This is a genomic window from Arthrobacter agilis (assembly GCF_002953615.1).
In the GTDB taxonomy this organism is placed as follows: domain Bacteria; phylum Actinomycetota; class Actinomycetes; order Actinomycetales; family Micrococcaceae; genus Arthrobacter_D; species Arthrobacter_D agilis_B.
This window is the reverse complement of sequence record NZ_CP024915.1, coordinates 1711949-1722776: the sequence shown is the minus strand read 5'-3', so window position 1 is coordinate 1722776 and position 10828 is coordinate 1711949. Positions and strand designations below refer to the sequence as shown.

General features: G+C 66.8%; 9 protein-coding genes. 5 read left to right on the top strand and 4 right to left on the bottom strand.

Annotated features, from left to right (window positions below; genetic code table 11):
* From CVO76_RS08240 to CVO76_RS08230, 3 genes are all read right to left on the bottom strand, one after another.
* Nucleotides 1-384: acyltransferase family protein (locus tag CVO76_RS08240; protein ID WP_208741622.1), on the bottom strand; the 384-nt coding region annotated here is incomplete at its 3' end.
* 119 nt (nucleotides 385-503) lie between these two features.
* Nucleotides 504-1562 carry an LLM class flavin-dependent oxidoreductase gene (locus CVO76_RS08235; protein WP_208741621.1) on the bottom strand — a complete coding sequence of 353 codons (1059 nt, stop codon included), beginning with the start codon at nucleotides 1560-1562 and terminating at the stop codon, nucleotides 504-506.
* A gap of 92 nt (nucleotides 1563-1654) precedes the next feature.
* Nucleotides 1655-1969 (bottom strand): hypothetical protein, encoded by a 315-nt coding sequence (locus tag CVO76_RS08230; RefSeq protein ID WP_133082562.1) that lies wholly within the window; start codon nucleotides 1967-1969, stop codon nucleotides 1655-1657.
* 373 nt (nucleotides 1970-2342) lie between these two features.
* Here CVO76_RS08230 and CVO76_RS08225 point away from each other — a divergent pair, with 373 nt between their 5' ends.
* The 3 genes from CVO76_RS08225 to CVO76_RS08215 all read left to right on the top strand — a co-directional run bounded on the left by CVO76_RS08225 (nucleotide 2343) and on the right by CVO76_RS08215 (nucleotide 6944).
* Nucleotides 2343-4139, top strand: coding sequence for an ABC transporter family substrate-binding protein (locus CVO76_RS08225; RefSeq protein WP_208741620.1), 1797 nt, complete (start codon nucleotides 2343-2345; stop codon nucleotides 4137-4139).
* A gap of 232 nt (nucleotides 4140-4371) precedes the next feature.
* The gene (locus CVO76_RS08220; protein WP_208741619.1) at nucleotides 4372-5913 is read left to right on the top strand and encodes an ABC transporter permease; all 1542 of its coding nucleotides are present in this window, start codon (nucleotides 4372-4374) and stop codon (nucleotides 5911-5913) included.
* A complete protein-coding gene (locus tag CVO76_RS08215; RefSeq protein WP_208741618.1) occupies nucleotides 5910-6944 on the top strand; it encodes an ABC transporter permease in 1035 nt (344 codons plus the stop codon). The genes CVO76_RS08220 and CVO76_RS08215 overlap by 4 nt, the downstream gene beginning before the upstream one ends.
* An 8-nt stretch (nucleotides 6945-6952) precedes the next feature.
* Here the strand turns inward: CVO76_RS08215 and CVO76_RS08210 are convergent, their stop codons facing one another.
* Nucleotides 6953-7579: a PH domain-containing protein gene (locus CVO76_RS08210; RefSeq protein ID WP_208741617.1), complete on the bottom strand. Its 627-nt coding sequence runs from the start codon at nucleotides 7577-7579 to the stop codon at nucleotides 6953-6955.
* Nucleotides 7580-7668: 89 nt separating this feature from the next.
* Here CVO76_RS08210 and CVO76_RS08205 point away from each other — a divergent pair, with 89 nt between their 5' ends.
* Together CVO76_RS08205 and CVO76_RS08200 are read left to right on the top strand one after the other, a co-directional pair.
* Nucleotides 7669-9498: an ABC transporter ATP-binding protein gene (locus CVO76_RS08205; protein ID WP_208741616.1), complete on the top strand. Its 1830-nt coding sequence runs from the start codon at nucleotides 7669-7671 to the stop codon at nucleotides 9496-9498.
* A gap of 370 nt (nucleotides 9499-9868) precedes the next feature.
* Nucleotides 9869-10828, top strand: a 960-nt coding sequence (locus tag CVO76_RS08200) for a peptide ABC transporter substrate-binding protein (RefSeq protein WP_208741615.1), incomplete at its 3' end; no start/stop codon positions are given.

Genomic DNA, 10828 nt, shown 5'->3' with positions numbered 1-10828 from the left:
ACCGAAAGGCCCCGCGTTGAGGGACCCGCCGATGAGGGGCAGTGTCACGGCGTCGGTCGTCAGCGTGCCGCGCTTGATGTGGAGGGGGACGTGGACGAGGAGGGTCAGGACCAACCATGCGACGTAGGGCGTCATGATGGTCCTGAAGCGTTTCTTCGCCTCCGTTGCGACAGCCCCTCGTAAGTGCGGTTCGCGGTTCTTCCAGAGGTACCCGGAGAGCACGAAGAACGCGGGGACGTGCCAGGTGTAGAGGCCGGCGTCGATGAGCGGTCCCGCCCACACGTGACCGGTCACGACCGCGACGACCGCGAGGACGCGGAGGGCGTCGATGGCTCCGGATCGGGTCGACGGAGCAGCCGGTGCGCGTGTGTGCAGGGTCGCCAAGGATGCCTCCGTGGTCGAATCGGTCAGTCCCAACGGTAGACCAAGCCCCGCCGCCCCGTCGGATTCCGTCGCATCGACCGCCGACGTGTACTCCCGCTCCGCGAACCGCTCCGCGGAAGCTACCGGACGGCCTGACCGACGCCGGCGGGAGCCCACCCGAGAGCCGGCCCCAGCTTTCCGGCGATGTCGGTGAGGATCTGGACGTAGTCCTCGTGGTCGAAGCTGAAGGGCAGGGCGAACGCGACCTCGTCGACCTCCTGGAACCCCGCGTGCGCGTACAGCTGCTCCGCGATCTCAGCGCTGGTACCGATGAGGTCCGGGGCGAACAGCATGCCCTTGGGCCCCTGCGGCGACCTCGTGCGGGGCACGCGTGCATCGACGTACCGCTGGTGCTTCTCGCGCTGGTCCGATGACGCAGAGTCGGTCGGGATCACCACCAGGCCCTGCGAGACGCGAGCCGGACCAGGCGCGGCGGATGAAGCCGCGGCGGCTTCGCGGTAGGCGAGGATCTGGGCTTGCTGGATGCGGGCGAAATCCGGTTCCTGGTCCTGGTCGGGGAAGATCACGCTGCTGGAGAGCAGGTTGAAGCCGTTGGCCCCGGCCCAGACTGCCGATCTGCTGCTGCCCGCTCCATACCAGAGACGTCGACGCAGTCCGGGGGAGTGTGGCTCCACGCGGTCGGAGAACTCCTCGACGACGCCCTGCCGGCCGGAGAACTCCCGGACCGGCTCCCCCGCGATCATCCGGGCGAACCGTTCCACGCGTGCGTAGCCGAAGTCCTCCAGATCCGCCGAGTCCGGGTACAGCTCGTCCTTCACCGTGTCGTAGTGCATCGGTTCCCCCACGCTCAGGCCGGGGTTGATCCGCCCACCGGCGAGCAGGTCGACGGTGGCAAGGTCCTCGGCCAGGCGCAGCGGATTCTCCCAGCCCAGCGGGGTCACCGCGGTGCCGATCTCGATCCGGGAGGTCCGCTGGCTCGCAGCGGCCATCATCGCGATCGGGGAGGAAATCCCGAACTGCAGGTGACGGTGGCGCAACCAGGCGCTGTCGAACCCCAACCGTTCTCCGAGTTCGATGATCCGCAGGGTCGACTCATGCCCGGCGGCCGGATCCACCGGATCGAACAGGCCGATCGTGAGGAAGCCGAGCTTGCGCAGCGGGCGAGGACTGACGGGCATGGCTTCCTCCGGAAGATCGGGTCAGTGGACGACTGATCCCAGCCTATGCGCCGGATGCCACGCCGGCTGGGAGAACGGCGAGGGCCGGCTCCTCACCACATGCGGCTGTTCGTCTCCGAGACGAAGCCGCGGCCGTCCGAGAACCAGTGGATGGTCGGGCTGTTCCGCGCGGTCGGCGTCGTGAGCTCGGCGAACAGGTCGGCGTTGAAGCGATTGCTCAGCTCGGGGGAGCTGAGCACCGTCTCCCTGGTGATGACGAAGACCGGCCCCTTCAGGCCCCTGCTCTGGATCGACAGGTGCACCTCGGCATGCTGGTCCAGCCGGACCTTGAGCGCTCCGATCGCCGCCTGGACATCGGCGTCGTCGTCCCAGACCGCCGCGTGCTTGTCCACGAAGAGCCACGCCATCCCGCTTCACGTCCGTCCCGTGTCGTCGACAGTGCGCCGCTGCAGCTTCCTCGCACGACGGCGACACCCGGCCGGCTGTGCCGGCCTCCCCAGCAAAACACCGCGCACAGCGCCATTTCAAGCAGGAGTCGCCCTCAGCACGCCGGGGACCGAAGAGACGACCAGGTGTTGCCGCAGATGCAGTGGCGAAGGCCTCTGACCATTTGGTTGCAGCTCGATAACAACACTCGGGCGGATGTCCCAGAGGTACCTGTTAGTAACAGAGTGCACTTAGGCTTTTGCTCACGTGAGTGGCGTCACCCTCTCGGGTCGCGTGTCGGCTGTCATGCAACACCGCGTGAAGCTGGAACCACACTATGAATTAGGAGGCGGAATGCGTTTCGGACGTACTTCCAAAGCTTTGGGCGTCGCTGCTGTCGCAGCACTCGCATTGAGCGCCTGCGCTGCCAACACGGGTGCTGAAGCACCCGAGGAGAGCGCCGAGGGCGAAGCGACGGGCGGAAATATCCGGGTCGTCGAGGTGAACGGCTTCAGTTCGTTCAACTCGAACAGTTCCGAGGGTAACTCGGACATCAACGGCCGGATCGCCTATGCGACCCACTCCGGGTTCGTCTACATCGACAATGACCTGAAGGTCGTCAAGAACGAGGAATTCGGCTCCATGGAGGTCCTCTCCGAGGACCCGCTCAGCGTCAAGTACACGGTCAACGAGGGCGTCAACTGGTCCGACGGCGAACCGGTCGACGGCGGAGACCTGCTGCTCTCGTGGGCCATCGGATCGGGATACTTCAACGACTCCACCACCGACGAGGCGGGTGAAGTCGTGTCGGGTGCGACCTACTTCGACTACGCGGGCGACACAACCGGTCTCGCCCTCACCGAGCTCCCGGAGATCGGCGACGACGGCCGCTCGATCACGCTCAACTACTCCGAGCCCTTCGCCGACTACGAGGTCGCCTTCGGCCTCATGAGCGAGGGCGGCATCTCGACGCCGGCGCATGTCGTGGCCGAGAAGGGCGGCCTCGCCGACGAGGACGCGCTCATCGAGCTCATCGAGACCACGCCGGCAGGCGACCCTGAGAACCCCGTCGAGCGCCCCGAGGTGCAGGCACTGGCCGATTTCTGGAACGCCGGTTTCGACACGAAGTCGCTGCCGACCGATCCGTCGCTGTTCCTCTCGAACGGTCCGTTCATCGCTTCGGCCATGACTCCGGACCAGTCCATGACGCTCGTTCGCAACGAGGACTACACCTGGGGTCCCATCCCGAAGGTGGACGAGATCACCGTCCGCTACATCGGTGAGGCTCCTGCCCAGGTCCAGGCCCTGCAGAACGGCGAGGCGGACATCATCGCGCCGCAGGCGTCCGCTGACACCGTCGAGCAGCTGGAAGCCGTCGAGGGCGTCACCGTGTCGCGGGGCAACGAGCTGTCTTACGACCACCTGGACCTCAACTTCAGCGGCGTCTTCGCAGAAGAGAGCGTCCGTGAAGCCTTCATGAAGACCGTGCCCCGCCAGCAGCTGGTGGACTCGATCATCAAGAAGCTGAACCCCGACGCGGCGCCGCTCGACTCGCAGCTGTTCCTCGCCGACCAGGAGCCTTACGAGGAGGCCGCCTCGACCAACGGGTCCGACGCCTACGACGAGGTCGACATCGAGGGCGCGAAGGAGCTGCTCGACGGGGCGACACCCGAGGTCAGGATCATGTACAACCGCGACAACCCGAACCGCCTCAACGCCTACACGCTGATCGCGGAGTCGGCCTCGCAGGCCGGCTTCAAGATCGTCGACGGCGGGCTCGGTGCCTCCGACTGGAGTGCGGCGCTCGGCAACGGCACCTACGATGCAACTATCTTCGGGTGGATCAACTCGGGTGTCGGTGTGTCCGGCGTACCGCAGATCTTCAAGTCGGGCGCAGGCTCCAACTTCAACGGGTTCTCGAGCCCCGAGGCCGACGAGCTGATGGACGAGCTCGTCGTGACCACGGATCCCGACAAGCAGGACGAACTGCAGGTCCAGATCGACAAGCTCATCTGGGACTCGAAGTACGGACTGCCCCTGTTCCAGGTGCCCGGTGTGGACGCGTACAGCGACAACGTCAGCGGCATCGAGTACATGCCGAACCAGACCGGCATCTGGTGGAACCTCTGGGATTGGGAAATCACCCAGTAGCTCGACCACCGGGACACCCGCTCTGATCGAGAAGGCGCCGGGACAGGAGAACTCGCCTGTCCCGGCGCCTTCGTCTGTGGCCCCTACAGCGAGGGTGCCGCCCGGTCGGCGCGCGAACAGAGGTTCCCGGAGGTGCGGGATCGGGCGCGTCCCGGCGGCCTGAAACCCTGCACTACACTTCTGCGATAGCACGGGAATGACCCATCGAATCCGATATTGAGGCTCGAAATCTATGGTGACCTACATCGTTCGGCGTCTGGTGACGGCCGTCCTCATCCTGTTCGGTGCGTCCTTCGTGGTCTACCAGCTCACGGCGCTCTCCGGCGATCCGCTCGAGGAGCTCCGGGCCAGCAACGCCCCGAACCGGGAGCAGCTCATCCAGGCGCGGACGGAGCTTCTCGACCTCAACACTCCGGCGCCGCTGCGCTACTTCGGCTGGCTGGCGGGTGCCGCGAAGTGCCTGATCCCTTTCGCGGCGACCTGCGACCTCGGATCGAGCATCCAGGGTGAAGCTGTGACCACGGCACTCGTCCGCGCGATGGGCAACACCATCACGCTCGTCACCACGGCCACCGTACTGGCGATCATCATCGGTGTCTCGCTGGGCATCATCACCGCCCTGCGCCAGTACAGCGGACTGGACTACGGCGTCACGTTCATGTCCTTCCTGTTCTTCTCCCTGCCGATCTTCTGGCTCGCCGTCCTCCTCAAGGAGTTCGGCGCCATCGGCTTCAACAACTTCCTCGCCGATCCCCGGATACCGGGTTCGACGATCCTCGTCGTCGCCATCGCCAGCGGCCTCATCTGGGCGCTGTTCGCCAGCAGGTCATGGAAGCGCAAGGGGATCGCCTTCGTCCTGGGCGCCGTCGTCGCCGCGGCGCTCCTGTTCGTGCTGGACCTCGTCGACTGGTTCTCCTCGCCGGGGCTCGGGCCGATCGTCATTCTCGTCACGGGCGTCGGTATCGCCTTCGGCATCGTGCTGCTGACCGCGGGGCTGCGCAACCGCAAGGCCCTGTACTCGTCCCTCATCATGGTGGCGATCGGCCTGGTGGCGTACTACGTCGTCAACCCGATCCTCAACGCCGCGACGATCTGGATGATCGTCGTCCTCGCGATCCTCACGGTGCTCGTCGGCATGGCGGTCGGCTACGTCATGGGCGGGTACGACCGTGGTCAGAGTATGCGGGCGGCGGCCATCACCGGCCTGCTCATGGGCCTGCTGATCGTGGTGGACCGTTTCATGGTCACGTGGCCGTCCTACGTCAGCAACTCGCGCGTGCGGGGGAGGCCGATCGCCACCGTGGGCGCCGAGACGCCCGGGCTCGAGGGGACCTTCTGGGTCACGGGTCTCGACACGTTCACGCATCTGCTCCTGCCCACCCTCGCACTGCTGCTCGCCTCGCTCGCGAGTTACAGCCGGTACTCCCGGGCATCGATGCTGGAGATCATGAACATGGACTACATCCGCACGGCGCGCGCGAAGGGCCTCAGCGAGCGGACCGTGGTCATGCGGCATGCCTTCCGCAACGCGCTCATCCCCCTCGCGACCCTCGTCGCGTTCGACATCGGCGCCCTGATCGGCGGTGCCATCATCACGGAGCAGGTGTTCGCCTTCGCAGGGATGGGGCAGCTCTTCGTGCAGGCGCTGCAGCGCACCGACCCGGATCCGATCATGGGCTTCTTCCTCGTGGCCGGCATCCTGGCGCTGGTCTTCAACCTGGTGGCCGACATCGTGTATTCGTTCCTCGATCCTCGTGTAAGGGTGAAAGCATGAGCACTCAGACTCCCTCCGACCTGCCCGGCGGAGAAGCGGGGACCATCACCGGTCCCACCCACCCCGCCCCGGAGGCCGAGGCGAAGGGCCTGTCCCAGGGGCAGATCGTCCGCAGGAAGTTCTTCGACAACACGGCCGCGATCATCAGCCTCATCGTGTTCGCCATCATCTTCGTCCTCGCGTTCACGTCCGTCGGGTTCGCGGGCATCCCCGGCTGGTGGAAGTACAACCACACCGAATTCGTCGCCCTGCTCAACGGAGGTGCCCCGACCGTCACCGGGCCGTTCAGCTGGGGTGAGCACCCGTTCGGGCAGGATTCCATTGGTCGCGACTACTTCGCGATGACGATGCGCGGAGCGCAGAACTCGATCATCATCATGTTCCTCATCGGCGCTCTCGCGTGCCTCGTCGGCGTCGTGGTCGGGGCGTGCTCCGGCTACTTCCGGGGCTGGACCGAGGCGGTGCTGATGCGCTTCACCGACATCATCATCATCATCCCCCTGGTCCTGATCGCGGCGACGCTGGGCGAGTCCGTCAACCGGTTCGTCGGCAGCGGCGCCCAGGTGTGGCTGCTCGGCATCTTCCTCGGCCTGATCGCCTGGACGGGCCTCGCCCGCCTGGTCCGCGGCGAGTTCCTCACGCTGCGGGAGCGCGAGTTCGTCGACGCGGCGAAGATCGCCGGCGCGTCCAACACCCGCATCATCTTCAAGCACATCCTGCCGAACGCCGTCGGCGTGATCATCGTGAACACCACGCTGCTCATGTCCGCGGGCATCCTGCTCGAGACAGCCCTGAGCTACATCGGGTTCGGCGTGAAGGCACCCGATGTGTCCCTGGGCCTGATCATCAGCCAGAACCAGGAGGCGTTCCAGACGCGTCCGTGGCTGTTCTGGTTCCCCGGGCTGTTCATCGTGCTCATCTGCCTGTGCATCAACTTCATCGGCGACGGACTGCGCGACGCCTTCGACCCGCGGCAGAAGAAGTTCAACGCCAACCGGGCCAAGGACGCAGAGAAGCCCGCCGCGGCGTGAGGAGCTTCCTAGGACGCGAGGTTCAGCGACGCGGCGCCCGCGGCGAAAAGGACCACCGCCACGGCGAGATGCGGGAGATTCCAGGAGCGTCGGGCGCGTTCCGGGTGGTCGACATCGAGCGCGCCGCTCTCCACCAGGTCCTGCCAGCGCGAGCGGACCAGGTACGCCGCGTAGCCGGAATCCGTGTTCTTAAGATCGCCCGGGCGGATGGACCCTCCGGGGCCGTAACTCGTGGACGGCAGATTGGTCACGTGCTCGGGCTTCCCCGCGTGGGTTCCCCAGACTCCCGGAGCAGGCGCGGCCCAGGCGGTGAAGGCACCGGTGGGCGTCACGAGCTTCAGGGCGTACTTGGTGTCCACATCGATCAGCGCGGCCCAGGGGACGCGGACGGTCGCCAGCGGGTTGCGGAGGGTCACGGCGTCCTCCGCCACGACGACCGCCGGGTACCAGAACAGCCACCAGCCGAGGTAGGCGACCCCGACGAGCGGCCAGCCCGCGAGCAGGCCGCCCGCGCCCTCGGTCGCCACGACCGACGCGAGTCCGCCCGCAGCGACGAGGACAGCGACCCCCGTGAACCAGACACCGGTGCGCGGTTTGAACACGGTGGCCCCTGCCACTTCCCTCGAGCTCTCCATGGCTCAATAGTCCCAGCACCGCAGCCGCGCGCGGCAATCCAGGAGGCTGCGCGCCCGCGCGGTGCCTCCGTCACGAAGGAGATCCCCTCATGAGTACCCAGGTAATCGGCGGCACCGGTGACACCGGCGCGGACCGCGACGCGTCCCAGGGGCCCGTGCTCGAGGTCCGCAACCTCAGCGTCGACTTCGGCGTGGACAAGAAGTGGGTCCCGGCGGCGATCGACCTCAACTACGAGGTGAGGGCCGGCGAGGTGCTGGCGATCGTGGGGGAGTCCGGCTCGGGCAAGAGCGCCAGCTCCATGTCGCTGCTCGGGTTGCTGCCCTCCAACAGCCGCGTCACGGGTGAGGTGCTGCTCAACGGCAAGTCCGTGCTGACGATGTCGCCGGCGAAGCTGCGGCAGATCCGCGGCAACGACGTCGCGGTCATCTTCCAGGAGCCCATGACCGCCCTGAACCCCGTGTACACCGTCGGGTTCCAGATCGTCGAGACGCTGCGCCTGCACAACGAGATCTCCCCGGACGAGGCCAGGCAGCGGGCGTTGCGCCTGCTGCAGATGGTCGAGCTCCCGGATCCCGACAAGGCGTTCCGCTCCTACCCGCACCAGCTCTCCGGCGGCCAGCGTCAGCGCGCGATGATCGCCCAGTCGCTGTCCTGCGACCCCAAGCTCCTGATCGCCGATGAGCCGACCACGGCCCTCGACGTCACCGTGCAGGCCGAGATCCTCGACCTCATGCGCAACCTGCGGAACCAGCTCAACAGCGCGATCGTGCTGATCACGCACGACATGGGCGTGGTGGCGGACCTCGCCGACAGGATCGCCGTGATGCGCAAGGGACGCATCGTGGAGACCGGCACGGCGGAGCAGATCTTCAACGCTCCGCAGCACGAGTACACGAAGGCGCTGCTCGCCGCCGTGCCCCACCTCGGGCAGGGGGACGGGGACGACGACGTCGACATCACCGCGGCGCTGGCGGCGGCGACCCACACGGAGCTGCAGACGATCGATCACGACGAGCTGGAACGGCGTGAGCAGGAGGTCCTCGCCCAACTCCCGGCCGAGGACGCGGTGGCCCCTCCGGCCGCCGCGCCGGTGCTCGAGCTCGTCGACGTCGCCATCGAGTACCCGAAGCAGGGTCGGGTCCCGGCCTTCCGGGCGGTGGAGGGCGCGAACCTCACCGTCTACCCCGGCCAGGTCATCGGGCTCGTCGGCGAATCGGGCTCCGGCAAGACCACCATCGGCAGGGCCGCCGTCGGCCTGCTGCCCGTGGCCGCCGGGTCGCTGAAGGTCGTGGGTACCGACATCTCCGGCCTCCGGCCCACCTCCAGGGAGCTCGTGGCGGTGCGTCGCCATGTCGGGATGGTGTTCCAGGACCCGTCGTCGTCGCTGAATCCCCGGTTGCCGATCGGCGAGAGCATCGGTGAGCCGATGTTCCTCGCGGGTGAGGCCAAGGGCGGTGAGCTGCAGAAGCGCATCGAGACGCTGCTCGACCAGGTGGAGCTGCCGCGCTCCTACCGCAACCGGTATCCCCACGAACTCTCCGGCGGTCAGAAGCAGCGCGTGGGCATCGCGCGGGCGCTGTCGCTGAAGCCGAAGCTGATGGTCGCGGACGAGCCGACGTCAGCCCTGGACGTGTCGGTGCAGGCGAAGGTCCTCGAGCTCTTCCAGAACCTGCAGCGCGAACTCGGTTTCGCCTGCCTGTTCGTCACCCACGACCTCGCCGTCGTGGACGTGCTCGCGGACTACATCTGCGTGATGAAGCGCGGACGGATCGTGGAGCAGGGCACCCGTGACCAGATCCTCCGCAGCCCGCAGGACCCGTACACCCAGCGGCTGCTGGCGGCCGTTCCGCTGCCCGATCCGGCGAAACAGCGCGAGCGCCGTGAACTGCGGGCGAAGCTCCTGGCGTCGACCGACTAGCCGCCCCGCACCAGCGAGGAGCCCGTCCTGCCTGCCGGCGGGGCGGGCTCTCCCGTGAGCTCCCTGCAGGTCCCGCCGTGGCCGGCGCTGCAGGGATCCGCCGCGTCGTCCTGCCGCCGGTACAGAGCCGGAGTGCCAGTTTTCGCACCCGTTATCAAAGCGTGATGCCGCGCCCTTCTCCCCGCTGGCCTGCGGAAATACTGGAACGGCTGCCGAAGCTGAAAGCCGGCTGGGAGCCTTCCCCGACAGGATGTTCAGGGAAGCAACAGAACGGGCATAGAATCTTCCGGTGTGAGTTGGCTCTCGCTACCTGCGGGACAACTATCCGGCCACATCAACGCCGGAACGACCCAGATACCTAGGAGGCGGAATGCGTTTCACGCGCACTTCCCAAATGCTCAGCGTCGCGGCCATCGCCGTTCTGTCGCTGAGTGCATGCGGCGGCGGAAGCACTGAATCCAGCATGGGCGGCGGCACCACGGACGCCGTCATCGTGGTGGACGGATCCGAGCCCCAGAACCCGCTGATCCCCACCAGCACCAACGAGGTGGGTGGCGGAGCGATCCTCGACCTCATCTTCGCGGGCCTGGTCAGCTACGACGCCGACGGCAAGCCCCAGAACGAGATGGCAGAGTCCATCGAGACCGAGGACGCCCAGAACTACACGATCACGCTCAAGGAGGGCAAGACCTTCACCAACGGTGACCCCGTCACCGCGAACTCCTTCGTGGACGCGTGGAACTACGGTGCCGCAGCGAAGAACGCCCAGCTCTCGAGCTACTTCTTCGAGAGCATCGAAGGCTACGACGAGGCCAGTGCCGAGGGCTCCACAGTGGAGACCATGAGCGGCCTCACCGTTGTCGACGACCGCACGTTCACGGTCAAGCTGGCCCAGCCCGAGTCCGACTGGCCGCTGCGCCTCGGGTACAGTGCGTTCTTCCCGCTGCCCGCCGCCGCCCTCGAGGATCCTGCAGCCTTCGGCGAGAACCCGATCGGCAACGGTCCCTACAAGTTCGCGTCCGAGGGTGCCTGGCAGCACAACCAGCAGATCGAACTCGTGCCGAACGACGAGTACGAAGGCCCCCAGGCCGCCCAGAACGGCGGCGTGACGTTCAAGATCTACCAGAACGACACGACGGCCTACCAGGACCTGATCTCGGACAACCTCGACGTGCTGAAGACGATCCCGACGAGCGACATCAAGAACTTCAAGAACGACCTCGGCGAGCGCTCCATCGAGTCGCCCTACGCGGGTAACCAGACGATCGCCGTGCCGTACTACCTCCCGAACTGGGAGGGTGAGGCGGGCAAGCTGCGGCGCCAGGCGCTC

What these genes read in the sequence shown, in the direction of transcription:
- CVO76_RS08235 (WP_208741621.1), bottom strand. Translation starts at nt 1,562, where the DNA reads ATGCCCGTCAGTCCTCGCCCGCTGCGCAAGCTCGGCTTCCTCACGATC.
- CVO76_RS08230 (WP_133082562.1), bottom strand. Translation starts at nt 1,969, where the DNA reads ATGGCGTGGCTCTTCGTGGACAAGCACGCGGCGGTCTGGGACGACGAC.
- CVO76_RS08225 (WP_208741620.1), top strand. Translation starts at nt 2,343, where the DNA reads ATGCGTTTCGGACGTACTTCCAAAGCTTTGGGCGTCGCTGCTGTCGCA.
- CVO76_RS08220 (WP_208741619.1), top strand. Translation starts at nt 4,372, where the DNA reads ATGGTGACCTACATCGTTCGGCGTCTGGTGACGGCCGTCCTCATCCTG.
- CVO76_RS08215 (WP_208741618.1), top strand. Translation starts at nt 5,910, where the DNA reads ATGAGCACTCAGACTCCCTCCGACCTGCCCGGCGGAGAAGCGGGGACC.
- CVO76_RS08210 (WP_208741617.1), bottom strand. Translation starts at nt 7,579, where the DNA reads ATGGAGAGCTCGAGGGAAGTGGCAGGGGCCACCGTGTTCAAACCGCGC.
- CVO76_RS08205 (WP_208741616.1), top strand. Translation starts at nt 7,669, where the DNA reads ATGAGTACCCAGGTAATCGGCGGCACCGGTGACACCGGCGCGGACCGC.